28 protein-coding genes and 1 riboswitch are annotated in these 26274 nt (G+C 67.0%); of the genes, 9 read left to right on the top strand and 19 right to left on the bottom strand.

Annotated features, from left to right (window positions below; translation table 11 throughout):
• Positions 1–27 precede the first annotated feature (27 nt).
• The 3 genes from trpS to ILT42_RS23055 form a co-directional block, all read right to left on the bottom strand.
• Entirely contained in the window at positions 28–1068 is a 1041-nt protein-coding gene (gene trpS / locus ILT42_RS07805; RefSeq protein WP_204214872.1) for a tryptophan--tRNA ligase, read from the bottom strand.
• 68 nt (positions 1069–1136) lie between these two features.
• Positions 1137–2678: a murein biosynthesis integral membrane protein MurJ gene (murJ, locus tag ILT42_RS07810; RefSeq protein WP_204214873.1), complete on the bottom strand. Its 1542-nt coding sequence runs from the start codon at positions 2676–2678 to the stop codon at positions 1137–1139.
• Between the two features lie 201 nt (positions 2679–2879).
• Positions 2880–3518: a DsbA family protein gene (locus tag ILT42_RS23055; RefSeq protein WP_204214874.1), complete on the bottom strand. Its 639-nt coding sequence runs from the start codon at positions 3516–3518 to the stop codon at positions 2880–2882.
• A 399-nt stretch (positions 3519–3917) separates the two neighbouring features.
• Here ILT42_RS23055 and ILT42_RS07820 point away from each other — a divergent pair, with 399 nt between their 5' ends.
• Positions 3918–4715 carry a class I SAM-dependent methyltransferase gene (locus tag ILT42_RS07820; protein WP_204214875.1) on the top strand — a complete coding sequence of 266 codons (798 nt, stop codon included), beginning with the start codon at positions 3918–3920 and terminating at the stop codon, positions 4713–4715.
• Positions 4716–4778: 63 nt separating this feature from the next.
• Here the strand turns inward: ILT42_RS07820 and ILT42_RS07825 are convergent, their stop codons facing one another.
• From ILT42_RS07825 to fabA, 4 genes are all read right to left on the bottom strand, one after another.
• On the bottom strand, positions 4779–6161 hold the full coding sequence (locus ILT42_RS07825) for an NAD(P)/FAD-dependent oxidoreductase (RefSeq protein ID WP_204214876.1): 1383 nt from the start codon (positions 6159–6161) through the stop codon (positions 4779–4781).
• 320 nt (positions 6162–6481) lie between these two features.
• Positions 6482–7315 (bottom strand): enoyl-ACP reductase FabI, encoded by an 834-nt coding sequence (gene fabI / locus ILT42_RS07830; protein WP_324617702.1) that lies wholly within the window; start codon positions 7313–7315, stop codon positions 6482–6484.
• A gap of 171 nt (positions 7316–7486) precedes the next feature.
• Positions 7487–8710 carry a beta-ketoacyl-ACP synthase I gene (gene fabB, locus ILT42_RS07835; RefSeq protein ID WP_204214877.1) on the bottom strand — a complete coding sequence of 408 codons (1224 nt, stop codon included), beginning with the start codon at positions 8708–8710 and terminating at the stop codon, positions 7487–7489.
• A gap of 134 nt (positions 8711–8844) precedes the next feature.
• Positions 8845–9387, bottom strand: a complete 543-nt coding sequence (gene fabA, locus ILT42_RS07840) for a 3-hydroxyacyl-[acyl-carrier-protein] dehydratase FabA (RefSeq protein WP_229428361.1) — start codon at positions 9385–9387, stop codon at positions 8845–8847.
• A gap of 240 nt (positions 9388–9627) precedes the next feature.
• On the opposite strand from fabA, the gene irr reads away from it, so the two are divergent.
• The 4 genes from irr (at position 9628) to ILT42_RS07860 (ending at position 12475) form a co-directional block, all read left to right on the top strand.
• Positions 9628–10098, top strand: coding sequence for a Fur family transcriptional regulator Irr (gene irr, locus ILT42_RS07845; protein WP_324617703.1), 471 nt, complete (start codon positions 9628–9630; stop codon positions 10096–10098).
• Positions 10099–10319: 221 nt separating this feature from the next.
• Positions 10320–11195 (top strand): EamA family transporter, encoded by an 876-nt coding sequence (locus tag ILT42_RS07850; protein ID WP_204214878.1) that lies wholly within the window; start codon positions 10320–10322, stop codon positions 11193–11195.
• A gap of 180 nt (positions 11196–11375) precedes the next feature.
• Positions 11376–11906, top strand: a complete 531-nt coding sequence (locus tag ILT42_RS07855) for a VOC family protein (protein WP_204214879.1) — start codon at positions 11376–11378, stop codon at positions 11904–11906.
• A gap of 68 nt (positions 11907–11974) precedes the next feature.
• A complete protein-coding gene (locus tag ILT42_RS07860) occupies positions 11975–12475 on the top strand; it encodes a YidH family protein (protein ID WP_204214880.1) in 501 nt (166 codons plus the stop codon).
• Between the two features lie 9 nt (positions 12476–12484).
• On the opposite strand, the gene ILT42_RS07865 is transcribed toward ILT42_RS07860, so the two are convergent.
• From ILT42_RS07865 to ILT42_RS07885, 5 genes are all read right to left on the bottom strand, one after another.
• Positions 12485–13486, bottom strand: a complete 1002-nt coding sequence (locus tag ILT42_RS07865; protein WP_204214881.1) for an adenosine kinase — start codon at positions 13484–13486, stop codon at positions 12485–12487.
• A gap of 140 nt (positions 13487–13626) precedes the next feature.
• Positions 13627–14046, bottom strand: coding sequence for a helix-turn-helix domain-containing protein (locus tag ILT42_RS07870; RefSeq protein WP_204214882.1), 420 nt, complete (start codon positions 14044–14046; stop codon positions 13627–13629).
• Positions 14030–14656, bottom strand: a complete 627-nt coding sequence (locus ILT42_RS07875) for a Smr/MutS family protein (protein WP_204214883.1) — start codon at positions 14654–14656, stop codon at positions 14030–14032. The genes ILT42_RS07870 and ILT42_RS07875 overlap by 17 nt, the downstream gene beginning before the upstream one ends.
• A 13-nt stretch (positions 14657–14669) precedes the next feature.
• On the bottom strand, positions 14670–15818 hold the full coding sequence (gene mltA / locus ILT42_RS07880) for a murein transglycosylase A (protein ID WP_204214884.1): 1149 nt from the start codon (positions 15816–15818) through the stop codon (positions 14670–14672).
• Positions 15815–16540, bottom strand: a complete 726-nt coding sequence (locus ILT42_RS07885) for a Tim44/TimA family putative adaptor protein (protein WP_204214885.1) — start codon at positions 16538–16540, stop codon at positions 15815–15817. The genes mltA and ILT42_RS07885 overlap by 4 nt, the downstream gene beginning before the upstream one ends.
• A 264-nt stretch (positions 16541–16804) precedes the next feature.
• On the opposite strand from ILT42_RS07885, the gene secB reads away from it, so the two are divergent.
• Complete coding sequence (secB, locus tag ILT42_RS07890) at positions 16805–17302, top strand: protein-export chaperone SecB (protein WP_204214886.1); 498 nt, start codon at positions 16805–16807, stop codon at positions 17300–17302.
• A gap of 149 nt (positions 17303–17451) precedes the next feature.
• Here the strand turns inward: secB and dnaQ are convergent, their stop codons facing one another.
• The 5 genes from dnaQ to ILT42_RS07915 are packed head-to-tail and all read right to left on the bottom strand — an operon-like array spanning position 17452 to position 21083.
• Positions 17452–18165, bottom strand: coding sequence for a DNA polymerase III subunit epsilon (dnaQ, locus tag ILT42_RS07895; RefSeq protein ID WP_204214887.1), 714 nt, complete (start codon positions 18163–18165; stop codon positions 17452–17454).
• Positions 18155–18778 carry a dephospho-CoA kinase gene (gene coaE / locus ILT42_RS07900; protein ID WP_204214888.1) on the bottom strand — a complete coding sequence of 208 codons (624 nt, stop codon included), beginning with the start codon at positions 18776–18778 and terminating at the stop codon, positions 18155–18157. Before coaE ends, dnaQ begins: the two co-directional genes overlap by 11 nt.
• Positions 18775–19620 carry a shikimate dehydrogenase gene (locus ILT42_RS07905; protein ID WP_204214889.1) on the bottom strand — a complete coding sequence of 282 codons (846 nt, stop codon included), beginning with the start codon at positions 19618–19620 and terminating at the stop codon, positions 18775–18777. Before ILT42_RS07905 ends, coaE begins: the two co-directional genes overlap by 4 nt.
• A gap of 12 nt (positions 19621–19632) precedes the next feature.
• Positions 19633–20250 (bottom strand): Maf family protein, encoded by a 618-nt coding sequence (locus tag ILT42_RS07910; protein ID WP_204214890.1) that lies wholly within the window; start codon positions 20248–20250, stop codon positions 19633–19635.
• Positions 20250–21083 carry a pyruvate, water dikinase regulatory protein gene (locus ILT42_RS07915; protein WP_204214891.1) on the bottom strand — a complete coding sequence of 278 codons (834 nt, stop codon included), beginning with the start codon at positions 21081–21083 and terminating at the stop codon, positions 20250–20252. Before ILT42_RS07915 ends, ILT42_RS07910 begins: the two co-directional genes overlap by 1 nt.
• A 381-nt stretch (positions 21084–21464) precedes the next feature.
• On the opposite strand from ILT42_RS07915, the gene hemE reads away from it, so the two are divergent.
• Both hemE and hemJ read left to right on the top strand, forming a co-directional pair.
• Entirely contained in the window at positions 21465–22514 is a 1050-nt protein-coding gene (hemE, locus tag ILT42_RS07920; protein ID WP_204214892.1) for a uroporphyrinogen decarboxylase, read from the top strand.
• A gap of 15 nt (positions 22515–22529) precedes the next feature.
• Positions 22530–22952 carry a protoporphyrinogen oxidase HemJ gene (gene hemJ / locus ILT42_RS07925; RefSeq protein WP_324617724.1) on the top strand — a complete coding sequence of 141 codons (423 nt, stop codon included), beginning with the start codon at positions 22530–22532 and terminating at the stop codon, positions 22950–22952.
• A 377-nt stretch (positions 22953–23329) separates the two neighbouring features.
• Here the strand turns inward: hemJ and ILT42_RS07930 are convergent, their stop codons facing one another.
• Positions 23330–23764: a pyridoxamine 5'-phosphate oxidase family protein gene (locus ILT42_RS07930; RefSeq protein ID WP_204214894.1), complete on the bottom strand. Its 435-nt coding sequence runs from the start codon at positions 23762–23764 to the stop codon at positions 23330–23332.
• A gap of 339 nt (positions 23765–24103) precedes the next feature.
• On the opposite strand from ILT42_RS07930, the gene rho reads away from it, so the two are divergent.
• Positions 24104–25369 (top strand): transcription termination factor Rho, encoded by a 1266-nt coding sequence (gene rho, locus ILT42_RS07935; protein ID WP_204214895.1) that lies wholly within the window; start codon positions 24104–24106, stop codon positions 25367–25369.
• A 66-nt stretch (positions 25370–25435) separates the two neighbouring features.
• Here the strand turns inward: rho and ILT42_RS07940 are convergent, their stop codons facing one another.
• On the bottom strand, positions 25436–25918 hold the full coding sequence (locus tag ILT42_RS07940) for a 6,7-dimethyl-8-ribityllumazine synthase (protein WP_204214896.1): 483 nt from the start codon (positions 25916–25918) through the stop codon (positions 25436–25438).
• A gap of 78 nt (positions 25919–25996) precedes the next feature.
• Positions 25997–26153: riboswitch (FMN riboswitch) on the bottom strand.
• Positions 26154–26274 lie beyond the last annotated feature (121 nt).

Consider the following 26274-nt stretch of genomic DNA (forward strand, 5'->3'; position numbering starts at 1 on the left):
CCCGCCGCAAGCCCACCCTCACGGTCATCAGCGCGCCCGCACGAAGCCCACGATGTCCTTGACGGCGTTCATGGTTTCGGTGGCGATGCCCCGCGCCCGGTCGGCGCCGTCGACCAGCACCGCGTCGATATGGGCCGGATCGGCCATGAGGCGGCGCATCTCGCCGGCCACCGGCGCGAGCTTCGACACCGCCACGTCCACCAAGGCCGTCTTGAAGCCGGAGAACTGCGAGCCGCCGTGCTCGGCCAGGACCGCCTCGGGCGTCACATCCATCAGCGCCGCGTAGATCGCCACGAGGTTGTCGGCCTCGGGCCGCGCCTTCAGCCCCTCGACCTCGGAGGGCAGCGGCTCGGGGTCGGTCTTGGCCTTGCGGATCTTCTGCGCGATGGTGTCGGCATCGTCCGTCAGGTTGATGCGCGAGTAATCGGACGGGTCCGATTTCGACATCTTCTTGGCGCCGTCCCGCAGTGACATGACGCGGGTAGCGGGCCCATGGATCAGCGGTTCGGTGATCGGGAAGAACGCCTCCCCGAACCCGTGCTCGGCGATGGAGGCCGAAAAGTCGTTGTTGAACTTCTGGGCCACGTCGCGGGTCAGTTCGAGATGCTGCTTCTGGTCCTCGCCCACGGGCACGTGGGTGGCGCGGTAGAGCAGGATGTCGGCCGCCATGAGCATCGGATAGGCGAACAGGCCGACCGACGCGTTCTCGCGGTCCTTGCCGGCCTTCTCCTTGAACTGGGTCATGCGGCTGGCCCATCCCATGCGGGCGACGCAGTTGAACACCCAGGCGAGCTCCGCGTGGCCGGAGACCTGGGACTGGTTGAACACGATGTGCTTCTTGGGATCGATCCCAGCGGCCAGGAAGGCGGCGGTGACCTCACGGATCTGGCGCGCCAGTTCCTTGGGGTCCTGCCAGACCGTGATGGCATGCATGTCCACGACGCAATAGATGCAATCGTGCGTGTCCTGCATGGACACGAAGCGTTTGATCGCGCCGAGATAATTGCCGAGATGTAGGTTCCCGGTCGGCTGAACGCCGGAAAAGACCAGTTCCTTGAACTGCGCCATCGTCTTCGTACTCCTAAGCCGGAGAGCTTCCACCTGGGCCGGAACAGCTTCTCCGAATGCGGCGCGGGTTATGACAGGGGATTTGCATTCGCGCTAGGTTTGCTTTTGAGCAAATGCAAGTCCTCTCGCGTCACCGCCTTGAGCATCCAGGAGGAGGCACCGTAGAGCGCCAACCCGCCGACGCAGAGAGCGACAAGGCCCGCGATACCGGGCTCAGGGATCGACGCGAGAGCCGCCCACAGACCCGCGGCCAGAACGAGGCTGGCCCCGGCGGTCCGTAGAACGGTTCCGGCGAAAGCCCTGTCGAGGCTCCACAGGCCCATGATCCGCAGCAGAATGGCGAGCCCGGCGGCGTGGAGCGCGCAGGCCAGGCTGACCCCGAGCGCGATGCCCGGAACGCCAAGCGCCGATCCGAGGCCCGCGGAGGCCAGCACCGTGGCGGCGATCCCGGCCAGCAGGGCCAGCACGGTCCCGCGCAACGCGCCCCTGGCGAACAGGGTCTGGGAGATCACCTTGCCGAGGGCCGCGAAAGGCAGGCCGAGGCCCAAAGCCGCCAGCGCCGCCGCCGTGCCCGCCGCATCCTCCGGCCCGAAGGCGCCGCGCTCGAAGAGCACCGAGGCGATGGGCCGTGAGAGTACGACGAGGGCTGTCGCGGCCGGAAGCGCCAGGAGCAGGGCCACCGTCATGGCCTTGTTCTGGGCCGCGATCAGCCCTTCGGGACGCCCTGCCCTGTCCCGCGCGGCCAGCTCCGGCAGCAGCACGGAGCTGCCCAGCGCCGCCACGAGGCCCAGCGGCAGCTGCATGACCCGCTCCGCGTAGTAGAGCCAGGACACGCCGGAGGGCCAGAAGGACGCCACCAGGGTCCCGGCCAGGATGAAGAGCTGCGCGGCTCCGCTCGCGGCCAGCGACGGGAGCCCCGCCCACAGCACGGCCCTCAGGGCGGGCGAGGAACGCGGCCTGCGCAAACGGATGGCCCGCTCCGGCAGGCGCCACAGAGCGGCCGCCACGATGGCGAGCTGGACGATCCCGGCCAGGGACGAAGCGGCGGCGAGCCAGCCCGCCTTCCAGGCCAGCGGCTGCGGGCTCTCGCGAACGATGAGCAGGGTCGCGATCAGCCCCGCATTGACCGCAAGCGGCGCCAGGGTGGCGGCCGCGAACCGCCCCCGCAGGTTCAGGAGCGCTGCGCCGACCGACGCCAGGGTGATGCCGATGACGGAGGGAAAGCCAAGCCGCGTGTAGAGCGCCACGAGATCGAGAGCGCCTTCGTCCGCAAGGCCCGGCGCGATCGCGAAGGCGATGAGGCCCGCGCTCAGTTCCACGAGGCCGGTGAGGCCGACGAGGATCAGGCTCAGCGTCAGCATCACGTCCCCGGAGACCCGCGCGGCCTCGTCGGATTCGAGCCGTCCGAGCGCCGGAATCAAGGCCGGGTTGAGGCCGCCCTCCCCGACTACCCGCCGCACCAGGTTCGGCACCCGGAACGCCGCCAGGAACGCGTCCGCCACGGGCCCGGCGCCGAGCGCGCCTGCGAACAGGATGTCCCGGACGAAGCCGAGAACCCGCGAGGCGGCGGCGCCGAGGCCGACCAGGAGGGAGGAACGGAGAAGCGACATGCGCGACGGCGCTTAGCGGGTTTGGGGGGCGTTGTCGAAGGGCCTTTGGCCGAAGCGACGATCTCCGACCTCGTCTCTGTGCAGACCTCATCCCGAGGAGCCGCTCCGGCGGCGTCTCGAAGGAGGATCCGGAGAGTCCCGGAAACACCCTTCGAGACCCATGCTGCGCGGGCCCTCGGGATGAGGCTGTGTGGAGCTACGTTACCCTCGCGCCTCGGCGATGGCGGCGCGTTTCTGGTCCAGATTCATGCCGCCGATATAGGCCAGCGGCGTGAGGACGAAGGACGGGGTGGCCACGAGGCCGAGCGAATTGCCGAGACGGAGGGCCTCGTTCAGAACCCGGGTGGTGGGCTCGCCCGCCGCGCGGTCCGTGAGCCCCTTCTCGTCGAGCCCGAGACCCTTCGCGACGCCCAGGGCGCGGGCGCCGTTGACCGGACCGCGCAGGCCGAACAGACCGAGATGCAGCTTGAGGTAATCCGCCGGCCCCTGCATCTGGAGATACCCCAAGGCCACGCGCGCGGCTTCGACGGAGGCCGGGTCGAGGATCGGATAGTTCATGAGCACGTAGGTGAGGTCGGGCTCGGCCTTGAGCAGGGCCTCGAGTTCGCCCGCCGAGCGTTTGCACCAGGGGCAGTTGTAATCGAAGAACTCCACCATGATCACATCCCCATGAGGATGGCCGAGGCGCACGGCGGAGGGCAGCGCCAGGGTATCCTCGACCAGCTCGCCGGGTATCCTCTCGGGCTCCGGCCCCCGCCCGGCGAGGGCGGGCGCGGCCAGCCCCGACAGGGGCCCCGACAGGGACAGGCCGAGAAGAACCGAACGGCGGGACGGATGCACGGGAGACGCTCCTGGAACGGGGCTGGCGGACACGGATCGAAGAGGTTGGGCAAGCCCTGCTTCGCGGCGACCGGTAAGCGGGGCAATTGCGGCGCCCGCAAGGCCGGGCGGACGGTTTTCGGCGCGAGGGCGGGACATGTAGACGGCCGATCCTCGACGCCAGCCCGAGTCGCGTCCCGAGCCGCAACCTATGTGATACGAGCCTGAGGGTTACGGATTTATGATGCGGCCGGCGCCCGCGCGACCGGGACCCGCGACCGGAACCCCCGGAACGGCGGGCCCGATCCCGGGTCCGATGCCCCGTCCCGAAAACGGCGCATCGTTCGTGTAGAACCGGCGGCCGGCATCGGCGAAAACCGGATCCGCACGGTCCCAGGCGATGCGCGAAGGAGCGTGCCGATGCAGACCGATACGGTTTTCGCGGGCCCGGTGCCGCAGCTCTACGACCGCCACCTCGGGCCGATCCTGTTCCAGCCCTTCGCCGACGTCATCGCCGAGAGGATTGGGGCAGGCGACCGGCAGATCCTGGAGACTGCCGCTGGCACCGGGATCGTCACCCACGCCATGGCCGCCAAGTCGCCGGACAGCGCCATCCTGGCCACGGACCTCAACCAGGCCATGCTCGACGTGGCGGCCGCGAAGCGCGGGGGCGGGCGCGTGCGGTGGCAGCCCGCCGACGCCCAGTCCCTCCCCTTCGATGACGGCGCCTTCGATGCGGTGGTGTCGTCCTTCGGGGTGATGTTCATGCCCGACAAGGAAGCGGCCTACCGCGAGGCCCGGCGCGTGCTGCGCCCCGGCGGGCGCTTCCTCTTCACGGTCTGGGACCGTCTCGACGCCAACCCGCTGGCCCGGATCGCCACCGAGACCCTGGCGCATGTGTTTCCCGACGATCCGCCCCAGTTCATGGCGCGAACGCCCCATGGCTACAACGACCGCCGGCGGATCGAGGCCGATCTGCGGCAAGCCGGGTTCACGGCGGTCGCCATCGAGGAGATCCGGCGGGACACGAACGTGCCCTCGGCCCTCGAACCCGCCATGGGCCTGTGCCAGGGGACGCCCCTGCGGGGCGAGATCGAGGCGCGCGACGGCGGGGACCTGGCGCGGGCCACCCGGGCCGTGGAGGCAGGCCTGCGGGACCGCTTCGGCGAGGGTCCGTTCCGGGCACCGCTCCAAGCCCTGCTCGTGACGGCGTCCTGACGAACCGGCCCAGACCGGGAACCTCCCGGGCCGGGAGCATCCCGGGCCGCAATGGGCGCGGGCTCAGGAGCGTTGCGGCCTGCGGCGGCGGGACTCCACCTCCCAGAGCACGTCCGGATCCTCGTCGAAGATCACCCGCGCCCCGTTATGGGCCGTCAGGTAGGTCCAGAGCCAGCGCATGCAGACCAGCAGGCGGTTCTGGAAACCGACGAGCAGGTAGACGTGGGCGATGCCCCAGACGAGCCAGGCCGGGAAGCCTTTTAGGCGGAACCGGCCCCACTCCACCACCGCCTCGTTGCGCCCGATGACGGCGAGGTTGCCCCGGCTCCGGAACCGGAAGGGTTTCGGCGGCATCCCGTTTTGGATTTTCGCCCGCAACGCCCGCCCGAGATAGACGCCCTGCTGATGGGCCACCTGCGCCAGGCCCGGCAGGGGCGAGCCGTCCTCCGCGAGGCTGAGCGCCGCATCGCCGATCACGTAAACGCCCTCGCGGCCCGGCACCGACAGGTCCGGCGCCACGCGGACGCGGCCGGCCTTGTCGGTTTCGAGATCGAGCCAGCGGCCGACCGGCGAGGCCTGCACGCCGGCGCCCCACACCACGGTGGCGGTGGGGATCAGCCGTCCGTCGACGGTCACGCCCTCGGGGGTGACGTCCTCGACCGCGTGCCCCGTCATGACCGTAACGCCGAGACCCGTGAGGGCTTTCTCCGCATAGGCCGATAAATCCTCATGGAACGCGCTGAGAATTCGCTGTCCGCCTTCAATGAGCAGGATGCGGGCCTTGGTGGGATCGACCGCCTTGAAATCCCGCGCGAGGGCCTCGCGGGCCAGCCCCGCGATGGCGCCCGCCATCTCGACGCCGGTGGGACCGCCGCCGATGACCGCGAAGGTCGTGAAGCGCTCCCGCTCGGCGGGATCCTCCGTCCGCTCGGCCTGCTCGAAGGAGAGCAGCACCCGCGCCCGGATGCGGCGGGCATCGTCCAGGGTCTTGAGGCCCGGCGCGGTCCGCTCCCAATCGTCGTGCCCGAAATAGCTGTGCGCCGCGCCCGTCGCGAGGACCAGGCTATCGTAGGGGATGCGCTCGCCATCCTCGATCACGATCGCGCGCCGGTTCGCGTCCACGGCATCCAGTTCGCCCAGGAGCACCCGGATGTTGTCATAGGGGTTGAGGATGTGGCGGATCGGCTCGGCGATCTCGCCCGGCGACAGGATCGCGGTGGCCACCTGATAGAGGAGAGGCTGGAACAGGTGGTGGTTGCGCCGGTCCACTAGGGTCACGTCGATGCCGTCCTGGCCTCCGAGCGCCTGGGCGACCGCCAGGCCGCCGAAGCCTCCGCCCACGATCACGACCCGATGGCGGCGCGGTTTTTCAGCGACCGAGGCGGCACGATCCGAACTGTCTTGGATCGTGGCATGAAACTTTGGTGGCGCCGAAACGAGCGTCATGAACCTCTCCGCCGGGGTGATGATGTCGGAGGACCAACGGCAACGCCGGAGGGCTGTTCCGGAATGGCGGTTGCCGCCGAAGCGCGATGGAGGGCGCGGCGCGCTCGTTCGCTGCTCCCTCGCGGGGAGGGCCTCAGTCGCGGGGGCGGCCGCGCTCGGGGTGGAGACGTCGGATCGTTTTGTCGATCGATGGGAGCAAACATGCTTCCACCGTCATGGCCGGGTTTGACCCGGCCAGCCACGCATCACGCCGCAAGAGGTGTCATGGCAAGACGTGGGTCCCCGGCTCGAGGCCGGGGATGACGGCGGTGGGAGCGGCCTCAGCCTTCCTCGCCCGTGACGCCGGCGGCGTCCTGGGCCTTCAGCACGTCGGGGCGGGGCATCGAGATGATGTTGTAGCCCGAATCCACGTAATGGATCTCGCCCGTGACGCCGTTGGACAGGTCGGACAGGAGATAGAGGGCCGAGCCGCCCACGTCCTCGATGGTGACCGTACGGCGCAGGGGAGCGTGGTTCTTCTGATAATTGAACATGTGGCGCGCATCGGCGATGCCGGCGCCCGCGAGCGTGCGCACGGGACCCGCCGAGATGGCGTTGCAGCGGATGCCCTTGGGGCCGAGATCGGACGCGATGTAGCGCACGCTCGCCTCGAGTGCCGCCTTCGCCACGCCCATCACGTTGTAGTTCGGCATGACTCGCATGGAGCCGCCATAGGTGAGCGTGAGGAGCGATCCGCCGACGCGCAGGCGCGAGGCGGCGCGCTGGGCGATCTCGGTGAAGGAGAAGCAGGAGATCACCATGGTGCGCGAGAAGTTCTCGCGGGTGGTGACGTCCACGTAGGAGCCCTTGAGCTGCGACTTGTCGGAGAACCCGATGGCGTGGACCACGAAATCGAATCCGTCCGCCCAATGGGTGTCCAGGGCCGCGAAGGCAGCGTCCACGGAGGCCAGGTCCTCGACGTCGCAGGAAACCACGATGCTCGAGCCCAGCGACCGGGCCAGCGGCGCGACGCGCTTGCCGAGCGCCTCGCCCTGATAGGTGAAGGCGAGCTCGGCCCCTTGCGCCGCGACGGCCTTGGCGATGCCCCACGCGATCGAGTGATCGTTCGCGACGCCCATGATGAGGCCGCGCTTTCCTTCCATCAGTCCGGTCAATCAAGCCCCCCTCGCGTCAGCCCCGCGGCGCGATCGTCGCGCGCTTAAGCCGGGCCCCTATCGGTTTTCAAATATTCGTTGTGTGAAAACGGTGTCGTGTCTTGAAAAAGCTATCGCCGCAAATCCGGCGCAGCACAACCGACGGAGGGGCAAAAACGCCCCTCCGGCCGATCACGCTGTGTAACGCTGCATGACAAGGGTGGCGTTGGTGCCGCCGAAACCGAAGGAATTCGTCAGCACCGTATCGATCCGGGCGTTGTCGATCCGCTGGCGCACGATGGGCATATCGGCCATGGCCGGGTCGAGTTCCTCGATATGGGCGCTCTCGCAGATGAAGCCGTTGTTCATCATCAGGAGCGAATAGATCGATTCCTGCACGCCCGTGGCGCCGAGCGAATGGCCCGTCAGCGACTTGGTGGCGGAGATCGGCGGGCACTTGTCGCCGGTGCCGAACACCTCGCGGATGGCCTCGATCTCCTTGAGGTCGCCCACGGGGGTCGATGTGGCGTGCGGGTTGATGTAGTCGACCGGGGCCTTCACGGTCTCCAGCGCCATGCGCATGCAGCGCACCGCGCCCTCGCCGGACGGGGCCACCATGTCGTAGCCGTCGGAGGTGGCGCCGTAGCCCACGACCTCGCCGTAGATGCGCGCGCCGCGCGCCTTGGCGTGCTCCAGTTCCTCCAGCACGAGCACGCCCGCGCCGCCCGCGATCACGAAGCCGTCCCGGTTGACGTCATAGGCGCGGGACGCCGTGGCGGGCCGGTCGTTGTACTTGGTGGACATGGCCCCCATGGCGTCGAACAGGTTCGACAGGGACCAGTCGAGATCCTCGCAGCCGCCCGCGAACATCACGTCCTGCTTGCCGTACTGGATCATCTCGTAGGCGTTGCCGATGCAATGGTTCGAGGTCGCGCAGGCGGACGAGATCGAATAGTTGATGCCCTTGATCTTGAACCAGGTGGCCAGCGTCGCGGAGGCCGTGGACGACATGGCTTTCGGCACCGCGAAGGGCCCGATGCGCTTGGGGCCCTTCTCGCGGGTGATGTCGGCCGCGTCGATGAGCGTGCGGGTGGAGGGACCGCCCGAGCCCATGATGATGCCCGTGCGCTCGTTGGAGATGTCGCTCTCCTCGAGGCCCGAATCGCGGATCGCCTGGTCCATGGCGATGTGGTTCCAGGCCGTGCCCTTGCCGTGAAAGCGCATGGCGCGCCGGTCCACCAGTTCCTCGACATTGATGTCGGGGGACCCGTGCACCTGGCAGCGGAAGCCGTAGCGGGCGTAGTCCGCCGCATGGACGATGCCGGATTTCGCCTCGCGAAGCGAGGCCAGCACCTCCTGCGTGGTGTTGCCGATGGACGAAACGATGCCCATGCCGGTGACGACGACGCGCCTCATAACCAACCTCTCTCAAGCAATCGGGGCCGGGTCTCGTGCGAGACCATCCCGGTCCGGGCGGGATGCTCCAGACGTAGGATGCCCAGGGCCTATTCTCAACCTGGGCCGAATTTGTGTCGATGGATTTTCGCCGATCAGCCGCCCGCCGGGGTCTCGGCCTGGAACAGGCCGACCCGCAGGTCCTTGGCCTCGTAGATGCGGCGCCCGTCCGCTTCCACCCAGCCGTCGGCGATGCCCAGCACCAGCTTGGAGCGGAAAACCCGCTTGAAGTCGATGCCGTAGACCACCTTCTTGACCGAGGGCAGGACCTGATCGGAGAACTTGACCTCGCCGACCCCCAGGGCCCGGCCCCGGCCCGGCGACCCGAGCCAGCCGAGATAGAAGCCCACGAGCTGCCACAGCGCATCGACGCCGAGGCAGCCCGGCATGACGGGATCACCCTGGAAATGGCACTGGAAGAACCACAGGTCCGGTCGGATGTCGAACTCGGCCAGGATGTGGCCCTTGCCGTTGGCGCCGCCGTCCTCGCCGATCGACGTGATCCGGTCGAACATCAGCATGGGGGGCAGCGGCAACTGGGCATTGCCGGGGCCGAACAGCTCTCCGCGCCCGCAGGCGAGAAGGTCCTCGTATGTGTAGCTCGACTGGCGGGCCATGAAGGGGGCCGATCCTTTCATCCAACGGTCATCGGGGGGATCTAAGGCTGGCCTTTACGAACCCCAAGGTGCGCTCTGGTAGCACAGGCTTTCGCCGCCTTCAAAGGGATCGCCCGCTCGGATGTGTGCGCATCCGGCCGGTCCCGCCCTTCCGCCGGCGCTGCGGCCGGCCGTCCTCGGGGCTTCGCCTTGCGGTAAGCCCCTCGATTTTCTATCATTGCGGTGATAGAAGCCGCCATCATCGTATTCAGTTCCGAGACCATGACCGATCCTCTGACCGCCTTCATCGATTCCAAGATGCCTCCCATGCACCGGCGCGGCTGCCCCGTGTCGGAGCTGCGGGACAAGTTGCGGCGGGTGGGCCTGCGTCCGACGCGTCAGCGCGTGTCCCTGGGCTGGCTCCTCTTCGCCAAGGGCGACCGGCACATCACGGCGGAGCTGCTGTTCGACGAGGCCACCAAGGCCCGGGTCCCGGTCTCCTTGGCGACCGTCTACAACACCCTGCACCAGTTCACGGAGGTGGGCTTGCTGCGCCAGCTCGCCGTGGACGGCACCAAATCCTATTTCGACACCAACCCGACCGAGCACCATCACTTCTTCTTCGAGGAAGAGGGCGAGCTGGTGGACATGCCCTCCGAGGGCATGAGCGTGACGGACCTCCCGGCCCCGCCCCCCGGCATGGAAGTGGCCGGCGTCGAGGTCATCGTCCGCCTGCGCAAGAAGCCTGCTTAAGACGGCATCAACATTCGACCTCATCCCGAGGACTCGCGCAGCGGGCGTCTCGAAGCCTCATCCTGAGGGAATGGCGGAGCCATTCGTCTCGAAGGATGATCCAATTGGCACCGGAAGCGCTCCGCTAGAGCCCTCCTTCGAGACGGCACTTCGTGCCTCCTCAGGATGAGGGCGAGTGGGTTGGAGAGGTTGCTCTCCGGCAGCAAGGATCGCGCCGCGTCATGCCGATCAGCCATATCCTCCTGGCCCTGTCCGTCACGGTGATCTGGGGCCTGAGCTTCGTGGTCATCAAGCTCGGCATCGGCACCACCCCTCCCCTGTTCCTGGGCGCCCTGCGCTTCGCCTTCGCGGCCTTTCCGGCAATCCTGTTCATCCGCAGGCCCCAAACGCGCCCGTCCCTTATCGTGGCCTACGGGTTCTTTCTCGGGGTCGCCCAGTTCGGCCTGCTTTTCGTGGCCATCGGGCTCGGCATGCCGGCGAGCCTCGCCTCCGTGGTGATGCAGGCGCAGGTCTTCTTCACGATCCTGTTCGCGGCGCTGCTCATGGGCGAGCGGCCCGGACCGCACCAGATCCTCGGCGGGATCGTGGCCTGTCTCGGGCTGTGCCTGATCGCCTGGCCCCGCATGACGGGCGGCGGCGCCGTCCCGTTCCTGATGACGGTGGCGGCCGCCTGCGCCTGGGGCGTGGCCAACATCGTCGGCAAGCGCGCGGGCCGCATCGACATGCTGGGCTTCATCGTGTGGGCGAGCCTCGTGGCGCCCCTGCCCCTCCTCGGCCTCTCGCTGGCCTTCGAGGGTCCCGACCGGATCCTGGCCTCCCTTCGCGGCGCCGACGCGGCCCTGGTGGGCGCGGTCGCCTATCTGGCCTATCCGACCACGGTCTTCGCCTTCGGGATCTGGAGCTACCTGCTCTCCCGCCACCCCGCCGCCCTCGTGACGCCCTTCGCCCTGCTGGTTCCGGTCGCGGGCATCCTCGGCTCGACCGTGTTTCTCGGCGAGCGCATGGTGCCGGTGGAGATCGCGGGCGGGGGCGTGATCCTGGCCGGCCTCGCCATCAACATCTTCGGGCTTCGGGCCGCCAGGCGGTTCCGATCCTGATCCGGCCTCTTTCCGTTGCGGCAAAGCGCTGCGCCCGGGACGATTTGGCCGATCCCCGGCGCGGAGGTGGGCGTTTTCAGGCTTGACCTAGCGTCGTTTCCTCGACCTAAGAGGGATGGATCCCGAGCCCACACCCCCGGATAATCGGGTCGCCGGGCGAGGCCATGCACCGCGGCACCCATGCAGTTCCGAGCCCATCCATCTCCCCATGCCCGCCCCCCGGCCGCACGCTCGACGTGGCTCAAGGGGGCGGCGGGCGCCGTTCTGAGAGTTCTGGGCTTGAGACCATCCGCGACCCACAAGACGCTTCCGAGCCTGGGCCTGACGTCCACCCATGGGCTGTTCACCTGGAACGAGCTCGTCACCAACGATCCGGCCGCCGCCTGCGCGTTCTTCACCGCGACCCTTGGATGGACCTTCGAGGAATTCCGCCTTCCCCAGAGCGTCTATTGGATCGCCATGGTGGGAGAGCGATACGTCGCGGGAATCTGCGGCTTCGACGAGCACGACGACATCCCATGGCCGCAATCCCATTGGGTCGGCTTCGTCGAGGTCGACGACGTGGATGCGCGCATCGCGAGCGCCCGGGCGCAGGGCGCCAGGATCGTGCGCGAGCCGCATGACGTGATGGGGGTGGGCCGGGTGGCGATGCTGCGCGATCCGACGGGGGCCTATATGGGCTGGATGACTTCCATCAAGCCCGGCGGCTGAGGCCGGATCGGACCTTTCGCGGCCTGGCGCGTTGGGCCTCCAGCGGAGACCCATCCGGCGGAGGCATCATGGCTGACACACCGGCCGAGAAGGACATCGAGCGCAGCGCCGAGCAGGCGCAGGAGGCGGCGGAACAGACCCAGGAGGCCGCCGAGCACACGCAGGCCGCCGCCCGCACCACCGCCAAAGCCAGCGTCCAGATGAAGGACAGCGCGGACAGGCGCACGGAACTGGCGGCCGACCGCACGGTGTTCGCCGCGGAGCGAACCTATGCGGCCTGGGTGCGCACGGGCCTGGCCGCCCTGGCCTCCGGCATCGGGGCCAAGAAGCTCCTGGACGGCGTCGTGCCGGAGGGGATGATCGTGGCCACGGGCTCGGTGCTGGTGCTGTTCAGCGCCTTCTGCTTCGCGGCCGCCGTCTGGCGCCAGGTGTTCGTCGGCGCGCCGCCGCCCAATCCGGACGTGCGGCGCATGCCCCCTGCCCTGCTCCTGGCCGTGAACGGCTTCCTGGTGCTCGTCGCCCTGGCGGCCCTGTTCACGGTGATGTTCGGGCGCACCGGCGGGACGTGACGAAAACCCTTACGACAGCAGCCCTTCCTGGCGGGCGAGGTCGAGCAGGCTCGCCTGCGGACGGGCTCCCAGATGGCTGATGACCTCCGCGGCAGCCAGACCGCCCAGGCGGGCGCAGTCGGTCAGGCTGAGATCGCGGGCGAGGCCCGCCATGAAGCCCGCCGCGAAGAGATCGCCCGCGCCCGTGGTGTCCACCACCTTGGCGACCGGATAGGCCGGAACCGCAAGGGTCTCGCCGCGGCTCACCACCAGGGCGCCCTGCTCCGAGCGCGTCACGACGCCCAGCACCTTCTCGTCCCGCAGGGCCGCGAGCGCCGTGCTGGCGTCCGAGGTCTGGAACAGGCTCTGCAGCTCGTGGATATTGGCGAACAGGATGTCGAGGCTCCCGTCCCGCATCAATCCGAGGAACTCGTCGCGGTAGCGGTCGACGCAGAAGGAATCCGACAGGGTGAGCGCCACCTTGTTGCCAGCCCCATGGGCGATCGTCACGGCCTTGCGGAAGGCCTCCTTGGCGGCCGGCGGGTCCCAGAGATAGCCCTCGAGATAGACGATGGCGGAGGCCTCGACGGTGGCCGGGTTGACGTCGTCCGGGGTCAGGTTCTGGCAGGCGCCCAGATAGGTGTTCATGGTGCGCTCGCCGTCCGGCGTCACCAGGATGAAACTGCGGGCGGTGGCCGGGCCGTCCCCGGCGAGCGCCACGTCGTAATGGACGCTGATGGCCTTCAGGTCGTGGGCGAACAGATTGCCGGTCTCGTCGTTCTTCACCTTGCCGATGAAGCCCGCCCGGACGCCGAGCGAAGCGATGCCCGCCGCCGTGTTGGCGGCCGAACCGCCCGACACGATCGTGGCCGGGCCCATGTCGTTGTAGAGCTCCTCCGCCCGCGCCTCGTCGATGAGCTGCATGGCGCCCTTATGGACGTTCTTGGAAACCAGGAAGGCTTCGTCCGTATGGGCGAGCACGTCCACGATGGCGTTGCCGAGGGTAAGAACGTCGATGCGGGGATGGGACATGAGGGAACCGGATTGCGTGATGGGACCGGCGCGCTTTCGCATCCGGGACGCGGGCGGTCAAGCTGCACGCCGGGATCGGTCCGGGCGGCTCTCGACCGGGCAAGGGATCGTCACCCCGTCCGATCCGGCCCGAAAGGCTCTTAAATCATCGAGGCCTGGAGCGTGTCGGCGTCGGGTTCCAGGGGCATGGCCTTGCGGCTCTTCTCGGCGGCGGCGTCGAGAACCCGCAGGATTCGGGCGATGTCGTCCTCGCTCAAACCCCGGATTTCCCGGGCGAGCCGATTGGCCAGCAGGGTCGCGGCCGGATTGGTGCTGGCGGTGTCGACCTTGATGCGCGGGTCGGACAGGTCGGCCAGGCGGGCGAGCTCGTCGGCCTCGTCCCAGATGATGTTGAAATACTGGATCACGCCCTGGATCAGCGTCCAGGTGGGCTTTCCGCGCTCGCCGCGCTCCAGGGCCGACAGATAGGCGCTCGATACACCCAGATGCGCAGCCATGTCCTTCAAGAGCAGACCGCGCTCGCGGCGCAACCGCCGCACCCGTTCACCAAAGGGAGTCATCCGTCGATCCTGCACCGCGCCTGCGGCGAAGCCGGACGTAGAGTGCACCAGATCCGCCGTGGTGTGGAGAGGCTTCGTCGAATCCGACCACAAGAGATCGCAGGTCCGGCAGCCGCAGCCAGTGCGGCACCATCCGGCGCAGGACGCCGCGCTCCTCGAAAAGCGCGCCCGGGGAGGCGGCTCCGCCTTTCCCGGTGATCACCAGAACGACGGCGTGGCCGGCATTCTGGGCCCGGTGCAGGAACCCGACCAGGGCGAAATGCGCCTCTTCCTGGCGCATCCCGTGCAAGTCGATGGTGCCGTCCACCGCCCGTGTCCGGCGGCGGAGAGCCTGGAGAGTCTTGCGCTCCACAGGCGCCAACGGCGGAACGGCGGGTTTGGGCTGCGGCTTGAGGGGCGGTGGGACAGGGGGCTTTAAAGTGGTTTTGGAAGGGGTTTTGGAAGGGGCCTTATTCGTGGAGCCTTTAGCCGAGAGAGCCGGAAGCACGGGCGCCGCCTCGGCCTCAGGCTCCTCCGGATAGACCTTGCCCTTCATGGGCTTCACATGCCGGGCCACATGAGCCCAGAGGCGCTTTTCCTCGGCGCTGAGCGGGCGGCGGCGCTTGGTCATGGCACGAGCTTGGTCATCGGGCCGGAAGAAGCACGACGAAACGGGTCGTGTGCCTCATCAGCCCGGCCCGCGTTCCGGCCTCCGGCCCGCTGCCGACGAAGAAATCGCCTCGCGCGGGTCCCAAGATGGCCGAGCCGGTATCCTGGGCGATCATGAGGCGGTTCAGGGGATCGGCTTTCTCCAGCGTGACCGGGAGCCGGCCTTCGAGCCAGAAGGGCAGGCCGTAAGGCCAGAGATTGCGGTCGACCGCGAGGCTGCGGCCCGGCACGAGGGGGTGCCCGGCCCCGCCGACGGGTCCCTCATCGGGGGCAAGCTCCCGGGCCTCGCGAAAAAAGATGTAGGACCGGTTCCGGTGCATGAGCTCCCGCGCCTCGGCCGGGTTGTCCTTCAGCCAGCCCATGAGCTTTTCCAGCGTCATGCTCTCCAGATCCATGATCCCGCGCTCGACCAGGACCCGGCCGATGGACGTGTAGGGCCGGCCGTTGCGGCCCGCATAGGCGACCCGCATGACGGAGCCGTCCGTCAGGCGGATGCGGGCAGAACCTTGAACATGGAGGATGAAGGCTTCGCCGGGCTCTTTCAGCCAGACGACGGGCTTGGCGCGCTGTCCCAGCGCTCCGCCCTCGATGGCGGCCCGGTCGGGATAGGGCTCGTAACCGGTTGCGGTGCGTCGCGCGGCCTGGAGACCCGGCTCGATCCCCGGAAGGCTCTCGCCCTGCGGGATCGTCACGAGATCGTCGGGCCGGTCGAGGAGGGGAACCGTGAAGGTTTCGGTGCGGGTCCGCGAGCCCCTGAACTCCGGCTCGTAATAGCCGGTCAAAAAACCCCGGCCGGTCTTCAGGACGATTTCATGGGGCCTGAAATGGGTCTCGAAAAAGCGGCGCGCCTCGGCCTTCGACCGCACGGTCAGGGCTGACGCCGCCTGGCAGACCTCCCGGAGGCCGGCCCCGGCGATCTGGGCCGGGCGAAGCTCCGCCTGCTTGTCCAGGATGGGCCCGCAGCTGCGCCGGAAGGCCCGGAAGGCAGCCGCGTGATCGTCCTCGGCCCATCCGGCCAGGTCCGAGAAGGCGAGGGGCTTCAGGTCCGCCTGTTCGGCGAGGGCGGCGTTCATGGTGGGTGTCCCCGCGAGCACGGCCAGGACGGCCAGCCCGGCACGCCTCATTGCCCCGCTTCGGTCGCGACGAGCTGCCAGTTGGGATTGCGGCTGCCGAGCGTCCGGGCGAAGGTCCACACGTCGGTCACGTCCACCACCGTGTCGGGGCTGCCGTCCACCACCTGGCCGGACGGATCGCGGGTCACGGTGATGAGCTTGGACAGGATGCGCACCACGATCTGGGCGCTGCTGCCGGCCACCTCGACGTTCTCGATATCGGCCTTGTCGATGGACACGAAGGTGGTCTCCACCTTCTCGCCCCGCTTCTCGCGCTCAATGATGGCGCCCTCGAAACCGTCATAGACGTCCCGGGAGAGCAGGTCCTTCAGGGTCTTGCGGTCGCCCTGCGCGAACGCGATCACGATCATCTCGTAGGCGGCCTTGGCGCCCTCGAGAAACACGCCCGCGTCGAAGCCGGGCTCGGCCCGGTCGATGGCGTCGAGGCCGTTCGCCACCGGGGTGCCGGGCTCGGCGATGCCCTTCCAGCGCTCGGCGGGCGGAACCGGAGGAGCGGCGGGCTTGTCGCCGTTCTGGTTCGGCAGCCGGACCACGTTGTCCCGGTCGGCCGCGGGAGCCTCGGGCCGCATGGGGGGCTCCCGGCGGGACAACGGGTCGAAGGGCGGCTGCTGCTCGTTACCGGTTTTCTGGCCCAGCACCGAACGAAGGCGCCAGGCGACGAAAACCGCGAGCACGATGAAGATAAGGGTCGTGATGTCGAAGGAGTCCTGCATCGTCGATCCGGTTTGAGTCAGTCGATGCCGGCGGCGTCAGGCCTGGGCCGGCACCCGCTCAGGGGTGGAGGGGCGTTCCCTCGCATATGGGGTCATAGGCTCGTAACATCCACCTTCTCTTGCGACAAGCGACGGGCCTAACGGAATCTTGTTCACCGGGAGGAAGCGTGCTAGCGCGGGGGTCCATGGCCCGTCGCCGTTTGGGCGCCTCTCAGGCGCTTCGTTCGGGCCCGATCGATCATCCTCCCTCGGAGCAAGACCATCATGGCCGATACACCGGCAACCAACGGGGCCACGCAGGACGCCACCCCGGCCCTGAACGCCCTCGCGCAATATTGCAAGGATTTCTCGTTCGAGAACCCGAACGCGCCGCGCTCGCTGCAGCCGCAACAGGAAGGCCCGCAGATTAACCTGCAGGTCAACGTCAACGCCAAGCAGCTCGACGAGGCCGATTTCGAGGTCGACCTGACGCTGGAAGGCAGCGCCAAGGTGGGCGGCAAGGATGTGCTGTTCGCTTTCGAGCTGACCTATTCGGGCGTGTTCCGGGTCCAGAACGTGCCGGCCGACCAGCTTCATCCGGTGGTGATGATCGAGTGCCCGCGCCTGCTCTTCCCCTTCGCCCGCCAGATCGTGGCCGAAGCGGTGCGCAACGGCGGCTTCCCGCCCCTCTACATCGACCCGATCGATTTCGTGGCCCTCTACCGCCAGCGCGCCGCCGAGATGCAGGCCCAGCAGGGCGCCGCAAACCAGACCCTGTCGTAAGACGGGACCCGAGTCGACGCCTTCAAGGACACCGCCCTCATCCTGAGGGAATGGCGCAAGCCATTCGTCTCGAAGGATGGTTCCAGCGCTCTCTGGATCCTCCTTCGAGACGCCGCTTTCGCGGCTCCTCAGGATGAGGTTCTTTCTTTTCAGGAAGCCTGCTCTTCGCCGAGATAGCCCCGCCACAGGGCGTTCGGACCGAGGGTCTGAATGAACGCCTCGTGGGCCTTGCGCTCATCGTCCGTCAGGCGGGACACCAGCGGCCGCTCTTTCCGGGGAGCGGCCGTTTCCGTTGTGAGCGCCACGTTGGTGCGGGCGGTGCTCTGGAACGACAGGTCGAAGCCGGTCTGCTTGCCGCCGATCAGCTCGATATAGACCTCGGCGAGGATTTCCGAGTCGAGCAGCGCCCCGTGCTTGGTGCGGCGGGAATTGTCGATTCCATAACGCGAGCACAGGGCGTCGAGGTTGTTGGCCGCGCCGGGATGCTTGCGCCGGGCGAGCGCCAGGGTATCGACCGCGTCGGCCAGCGCGAACCTCTTGTGGCCCGTGCGGGCGAGTTCCGCGTTGAGGAAGCCCACGTCGAAGGCCGCATTGTGGATGACGAGGGTCGCGTCGCCCACGAAATTCATGAAATCGTCGGCGATGGCCGCGAAGACCGGTTTGTCGGCCAGGAACTCGTTGCTGAGCCCGTGCACCTTGAAGGCGCCCTCATGCACCGGAAATTCCGGGTTGATGTAGACGTGATAATATTGCCCGGTCGGAATGTGGTTGAGGAGTTCCACGCAGCCGATCTCGACAATCCGGTCGCCTTTGGCGTGGTCGGTTCCGGTGGTTTCGGTATCGAGAACGATCTCACGCAACATCGAAGGCATCCCGCATCACTCGCCCGGAGCGTCCGGCGAGACAGGTTAAGATATCGCGCACCTGCGCCCGCGCCGAGGGGAAGCCGCGCCCTGTGTCCACAAGGAAATGGGCTTTTTCTCGCTTTTGCGCATCCGGCATCTGCTTGGACAGGATGAGCTGAAATTTTTCCTCCGTCATACCGGGCCGGGCGAGAACACGCGCGCGCTGGATCTCGGGCGCGGCCGTGACGACCGCGACGGCGTCGCAGCGCGCCTGTCCGCAGGTTTCGAAGAGCAGGGGGATGTCGAGGACGGCAAGGCCCGCGCCCGACTTTGCGGCCCGTTCGAGAAACGCCGCCTCCTCGTCCCGCACCAACGGATGGACGATGGCCTCCAGGCGCCGCATCGCGTCGGGCTGGCCGAGAACCAGCCGGCCGAGGATCGCGCGATCCACCGCGCCGTCCACGACCGCCTCGGGAAACGCCCCGGCCATGAGCGGAACGGCGCGGCCGCGATAGAGGGCGTGAACGGACGCATCCGCATCGTGCACCGGCACGCCGCGCTCCCGGAAGAGGGCGGCGGTGGCGGATTTGCCCATCCCGATCGATCCCGTGAGCCCCAGCACGAAGGTCATTTCGGCCTCTCGAGATCCGCCACGATCAGCGCCCGCAGTTCTGGTGTCACCCGCGGCTCGACCCCGAACCAGCGCCGGAAGCCCGGCACGGCCTGGTGCAGCAGCATGCCGAGCCCATCCACAATCCGCAGGCCCCTGGCCTCGGCGGTGGCTAGGAGGGGCGTTTTCAGCGGCACATAGACGATGTCCGCCACGATGGCGCCGGGCTTGGCGTCCGTCAGCGCGATGTCGAGGGGCGGCTGGCCCGCCATGCCGAGCGACGTGGTGTTGACGATGAGGCCCGCCTGGCGCGCCGCCTCGTTCAGGTCCTCCCAGGCGACGGCTTCGAGGTCTTGGCCCGTCGGATCGAGATCCCGCACGAGGTCGGCGGCTTTCGCGGCGGTGCGGTTCGCCACCCGGATCGGCCGGATGCCGCGCTCCTGCAATCCGGCCACGACGCCCCGCGCGGCGCCGCCCCCGCCGATCACGAGCGCGCCGCCTTCAACGGCGTCCCAGCCCTCGCCCAGGCTCTGGTCGAGATTCGCCATGAAACCCTCGACATCGGTGTTGTCGCCCCACAGGACGCCGTCCTCGACCCAGACCGTGTTGACCGCGCGCAGGCGCTCGGCCCGGGACGTACGCCGGTCCACCACCGCGAAGGCGGCCTCCTTGTGGGGAATGGTCACGTTGCCGCCCGCATAGCCGTTCGCCGCGAAGCTTTTCAGGAAACGGGCCAGATCCTGGGGCGCGACCTCGATCCCCTCATAGGAGCCGTCGAGCCCATGCTTCCGCAACCAATGGCCGTGGATGAGAGGCGAGCGGGAATGCTGGATCGGCTGGCCGATGACGAAGGCCTTCGCCATGCAATGAATTCCTTAGAATGCGAGACAGCCGAGACCGCGCAGGGCTGACAGGAGAGGGATGAGCGGGAGGCCCAGGATGGTGGAATGATCGCCTTCGATGCGCTCGAAGAGATGAATCCCGAGGCCCTCGACCTGATAGACGCCGGTGCTGACCAGGACGGACGAGTCCGCGCGGTCCAGGTACAGGTTGATGGCGTCGGGTCCAAGTTCGCGCATGGTCAGGCGGGCCGTGGCGTCGAAATCCGACAGAATCTCACCGTCCCGCGCCAGGCATCCGGCCGCATGAAGCGCGTGCGTTCGGCCCGACAGCCGCGACAATTGTTCGAAGGCTTCGTCCCGGCCGCCTGGCTTGTGAAACAGGATGCCGTCGCAGGCCAGCACCTGATCGGCCCCCAGAACGATACGGGCCGGATGCCGTCGGCTGACCGCAAGCGCTTTCTCACGTGCGAGACGAGCCGCGAGGGCAGGCGGAGAGAGACGGTCCGAAGCGGCTTCCATCTCGATGGCCCGCTCGTCCACGCCGGGCGCTTCGGTCTCCGGCACGATCCCGGCGGATTCGAGCAGGGCTCGGCGCGTTCGGCTGGTGGAGGCCAGCAGGAGCGGGGAGGGGGCGGCCCAGACGGGAGGCATCAGGATTCCGCGATGAATTTCAGGCGATGGTCGCGGTAATAGTCCAGGATCGCGGCGGCTGTCTCCTCGATGGAGCGGCGCGTCACGTCGATCATGGGCCAGTTGTGCCGGGCGAACAATTTGCGCGAGGCCGCGATCTCCTCGGCCACCGAATTCCGGTCCACATAGGAGGTGTCGTCGTCGGCCCTGAGGCTGAGCAGCCGGTTCTGGCGGATCTGCACGATGCGCTCCGGCGTCGCCACGAGCCCCACGATGAGGGGACGCCGGGCCTTTTCCAGCACGTCCGGCGGTGGCACCCCCGGCACTAGGGGGATGTTGGCGGTCTTGACACCCCGGTTGGCGAGATAGATCGCCGTCGGCGTCTTGGAGGTGCGGCTCACCCCCACCAGCACCACGTCGGCGTCCTCCAGGTCGAGGGGCAGGTGCCCGTCATCGTGCAGGAGGGTGAAGTTCATGGCGTCGATGCGCTTGAAATATTCGGCGTTCAGCATGTGCTGCGCCCCCGGGCGGGCGGTCGAGGCGGTGCCCAGATAGGACGACAGCAGGGAGTGAACCGGTTCGAGCACCGACAGATAGGGCGAGCCGGTGGCGCGGCAGACCTCTTCGAGGCGCTGCGACAGGTCCTGCTCGACCAGGGTATAGAGCACGATGCCCGGCGCGGTCTCGATCTCGGCGATCACCCGCTCGAGCTGGGTCGAGGAGCGTACGAGCGGGTAGACGTGCTCGATGGCCGCGATGCCTTCGTATTGCGCCACCGCGGCGCGGGCCACGGTGATCAGGGTCTCGCCCGTGGAGTCGGATACGAGGTGAAGATGGAAGTAGCTGCGTCCCACACAGGCCCCCTGCATAAGGAGTCGATGAATGTGGATAGTTCGCTTGTGTTTCCGGGTCCAGCGAAAGCCCCCTGTGGACCGCTCCGGATTCCGTCAACAGATCCGTCCGATGGGGGACCCGGGAATCGGACTCGTGGGAGAATCCGGTACGAATCGATTCCCAAACGTGACTTTGAATCGGATCGGACCGCGTTAGGGATCTGTTAAGCTTTAAGAATTCGGAAAGGATTGTGGCGGGGGCGTCTCACCCGTAAACGAGACGTTAACGAAACGCCGGATGTGGAGGTCCTGTGGACGGGGTTGCGGCTTTACGATTCACGGCCCAAGAGAAACAACAGATTCTCAGAATCTAAGATTCTATCTTTTTAGAAGAGAGGCCTTGTGACGGAGCGTTCCCCCAAAAAGACCTCATCCAAGACGATCCTGCGCGTGCTCGATGGCGAACCTGTCTGGCCGCTGCCGATCTGGATCATGCGGCAGGCGGGCCGGTATCTGCCGGAATACCGCGCCACCCGGGCGGAAGCGGGATCGTTCCTCGATCTCTGCTACAACCCGAAGCTCGCCACCGAGGTGACGCTTCAGCCGATCCGCCGCTACGGCTTCGACGCCTCGATCCTATTCTCCGATATCTTGGTCATTCCCCATGCCTTGGGCCAGGAGGTCCGCTTCGTCGAGAACGAAGGCCCCAAGCTCGACCCGGTCACGTCAGAGACCGATCTGGCGCGGCTGGCCGAGGAATTGCCCCTGAGCCGTCTGGAGCCGGTTTTCGAGACCCTCGACCGTTTGCGGGGTGCTCTCCCGTCCGAGACCACGCTTCTGGGCTTCTGCGGGGCCCCCTGGACGGTCGCGAGCTACATGATCGCCGGGAAGGGCACGCCGGATCAGGCACCGGCCCGCCTGACCGCCTATCGCGATCCCGCCTTCATGCAAAAGCTGATCGACAAGCTGGTCGAGGCCTCGACGGTCTACCTCATCCGGCAGATCGATGCGGGCGCCGAGGCCGTGCAGATCTTCGAGAGCTTCGGCTCGGCCCTGCCGCCGGCGCTCTTCGACCGCCTGTCCCTGGAGCCCATCCGCCGCATCGTGTCCGGCCTGAAGGCGGCCCGCCCGGCCGCGCGGGTCATCGTGTTCGTGCGGGGCGGGGGCGCCCATCTCAGGCGCTTCGCCGAGAACGGCATCGGCGACGCGCTCGCCCTGGACTGGACCCTCGATCCCACCCTCGTCCTGCCGACGCTGCCCGGCATCGCCACCCAGGGCAATCTCGATCCGCTGGCGCTCATCGCCGGGGGAAAGCCCCTGGAGAACGGCATCGACCATGTCCTGGAGGCGGCTCGCGGCCGCCCGCACATCTTCAACCTCGGTCACGGCATCCTGCCCGAGACCCCGACCGAGCACGTCTCCCAGCTCGTGGCCCGCGTGCGCGGCGCATAAGGCTCACCCACGATGATGTATCTCTGGATCAAGGCCCTGCACGTGATCGCCGTGATCAGCTGGATGGCTGGCATGCTCTATCTGCCACGGCTCTTCGTCTATCATTGCGAGGCCCAGATGGGCTCGATTCAGTCCGAGACCTTCAAGATCATGGAGCGGCGGCTCCTCAAGGCCATCATCAACCCGGCCATGATCGTCACCTGGGTGCTCGGCCTGTACCTCGCCTGGGACGGGGGCTGGTTCGCCTCGGGCTGGCTTCACGCCAAGCTTCTCTTCGTGCTGGTCCTGTCCGGCGTGCACGGCTTCCTGTCCAAGACCGTGAAGGTGTTCGCCGCCGACGAGAACGTGCGCCCGGCGCGGTTCTACCGGATGATCAACGAGGTCCCGACGGTGCTCATGATCCTCATCGTGATCCTGGTGATCGTGAAGCCGTTCTAACGGCAGGATGGCAAGGCCTTGAAATGTCAGGGCGTTACAGCTTATAGTACCGGAGTGAGAGACGGGCTTTCGCCCGCCCCTCGTTCCTAGAAGATAATCCAGACCCGGACAGAGACTTGCCAGCCCGTCCGGGTCTTTTTCATATCTAGGGTGAAGCTGATGGGCCAAAACCACATCGCTTGCACCTCCGTTTCGAAGGCGAGGCTGTCGCCACAGTCCGGCGAGCCTATCCGGCCGGATCGCGCCGCTGGCCCGGCGCTGCTGCTTTCCCTATCGAAGCAGCCTGTTTAGTGGCCCGATCTTAAAATGTAATAAAGAAACGAAAACCGGAGAGGAGTCCCCGGTTTGTCCGGTCTCGTTGCAGCGCGGGAAAGTGCTTAGACCTTGATCTCACCCTCATCCGCGCCCTGCCAGTAGTGAATGCGGCTGGCATGGACTTTGATCAGAACGAGGCCGGGCGTATTCACGCCATCCTTGAACCAGATCTCCAGATCCTTGGTCCAATGCGCCTCGAAAGCACCCTTGTCGCGAATCAGTTCGGCGCGTCCTTCGACGGCGATGAAGATCGGCGGTTTGCCGAGGAGCCCTTTGCTGCCCTGGAAGGATAGGGCGACCTTGGGGTCGCGCTTGATGTCCTCGATCGTCCGCGTGTCCTCGTAGGAGAAGAAATACGAATCGCCCTCATAGGCAACATCGCCGTTATTGCTCATGGGGCGCCCGGCGATCTCGCCGCTTTCGGTGTGGGTGGACAGCATTGCGAAATCGATCTCGCGCATCTTGTCGGACAGGTCGGAAAGGGTCAGCTGGGTCACGGGGTGTCCTTGCGTTGAAGCGGCAGGCCGATAACCGGCTTCTCGCACGGAACGTTCCGGGCGCGCTCGTCCCGCAGGGCGTCGCGAAAGATATCCCCATGGACTTGGGACATTCGGGCCGCTATTTCATATTCTCAAGCTAGGGCTCTTGAGACTCGCCCGGAAAAGCGTTACAAGACAGGCCTCTTCCTAAAAGACAGGTTGCGCTGCATCGGGCCTCATCAGCCCTCCCGCTTTCACAATCGTGATGAGGGGCGGCCCTGTCGAACCATCCTTCCCCTCCGCCTCGCGCGTTCAGTCCTCTCTGCCCCGCGCTTCCCACCCTGAGAGTGTTCCCCGATGAGGGAAATCAAACTTCAAGATCTGAAATCCAAGTCGCCCACCGAGCTGATCGCCTTTGCCGAGGAGCTGGAGGTCGAGAACGCCAGCACCATGCGCAAGCAGGAGCTCATGTTCGCCATTCTCAAGCAGCTGGCTGCCCGTGAGGTGGAGATTATCGGGGCGGGCGTCGTCGAGGTGCTGCAGGACGGCTTCGGCTTCCTGCGCTCGGCCGACTCGAATTATCTGCCTGGCCCGGACGACATCTACGTCAGCCCCAGCCAGATCCGCCGCTTCGGCCTGCGCACCGGCGACACGGTGGACGGCCCGATCCGCGGCCCCAAGGAGGGTGAGCGCTATTTCGCCCTGCTCAAGGTCAACACCATCAATTTTGAGGATCCCGAGAAGATCCGGCACAAGGTGCATTTCGACAACCTGACGCCGCTCTTCCCCTCCGAGCGCTTCAAGCTCGAGATCGAGGACCCGACCCGCAAGGACTTCTCCTCCCGCATCATCGACGTGGTGTCGCCCATCGGCAAGGGCCAGCGCGCCCTGATCGTGGCCCCGCCGCGCACCGGTAAGACGGTGCTGATGCAGAACGTGGCCCAATCCATCACCACCAACCATCCCGAATGTTACCTCATCGTGCTGCTCATCGACGAGCGCCCCGAAGAGGTGACGGACATGCAGCGCTCCGTGAAGGGCGAGGTCGTGGCCTCCACCTTCGACGAACCCGCGACCCGCCACGTGCAGGTGGCCGAGATGGTGATCGAAAAGGCCAAGCGCCTCGTGGAGCATGGCCGCGACGTGGTCATCCTGCTCGACTCGATCACCCGCTTGGGCCGTGCCTACAACACGGTGGTGCCGTCCTCCGGCAAGGTGCTCACCGGCGGCGTCGACGCCAATGCGCTCCAGCGTCCCAAGCGCTTCTTCGGCGCGGCCCGCAACATCGAGGAGGGCGGTTCGCTCACCATCATCGCGACGGCGCTCATCGATACCGGTTCGCGCATGGACGAGGTGATCTTCGAAGAGTTCAAAGGCACCGGCAACTCGGAAATCATCCTGGACCGCAAGGTGGCCGACAAGCGCACCTTCCCGGCCATCGACATCACTCGCTCCGGCACCCGCAAGGAGGAGCTGCTGGTGCCTAGCGATACGCTCAAGAAGATGTATGTGCTGCGCCGCATCCTCAACCCGATGGGTACCGTCGACGCCATCGAGTTCCTGCTCGACAAGCTGCGTCAGACCAAGTCGAACAGCGACTTCTTCGACTCGATGAACACCTGATCGCGGCCGAATCGACCGTCTCGACAGGCCCTCGCGGAGCTCCGCGGGGGCCTGTTCTTTTGGAACCTAGGCTTCGGCTCGGCCCAGAACGCTCAGGCACGCGGCGGCCGCCTCGCGGCCCTTCACGACCATGTGATCGGAGAAGAAGGACCGATGAGTGTCGTGTTCATGGAAGTGCTGCGGGGTCAGCACCGCCGAAAGCACCGGAACGTCCGCATCGAGTTGAACCCTCATGAGGCCGGAAATGACCGCCTCGGCAACGAACTCATGCCGGTAGATTCCACCGTCGACGACCAACCCCGCCGCCACGATGGCGGCATAGGTCCGGGTTCGCGCCAAACGTTGAACTCTCAGGGGGATTTCAAAAGCGCCCGGAACATGGTGGACGTCGACGGACCCATGGGGAATGCCCGCCTCGCTCATCGCGTCGAGAAACGAGTCTCGGCACCGATCGATGAGATCCCGATGCCAGGACGATTGGACGAACGCGACTCGAACGGGCACCGGCAGAGGGTTGGAGGCGTGGGACGTGATGGGGGACTGATTCATGATGGCTCCTTGTTTGGCCGGGACATGAATCAGGGCATGCGGACACCGCGACGAACCGCATGCTTGCGGCATCGGGATGACCGATCTCTTTCATCCGGACTGTCACCGTCGGCTTTGGATTCTCACCATATCTGCTGACCCTCCCGGAGACCGGGAAGCGCTCGCGGGCTCGAGGGTTTCCAAACGGGCCCCCATCACCGCCGGTGGGGACTTTCACCCCGCCCTGAGATCATCACCTGCCCTGGCCGGGCAGGTGGTGCTGTCTAGGATGCCAGGGGAAACTTGACAAGATCATCGGCCTTGTGAGCCGGTGAACCGGGACCACGCAAAGCCGTGACCTTCGGGACATCCCCTCC

It is taken from the genome of Microvirga pudoricolor (assembly GCF_016892705.1).
In the GTDB taxonomy this organism is placed as follows: domain Bacteria; phylum Pseudomonadota; class Alphaproteobacteria; order Rhizobiales; family Beijerinckiaceae; genus Microvirga; species Microvirga pudoricolor.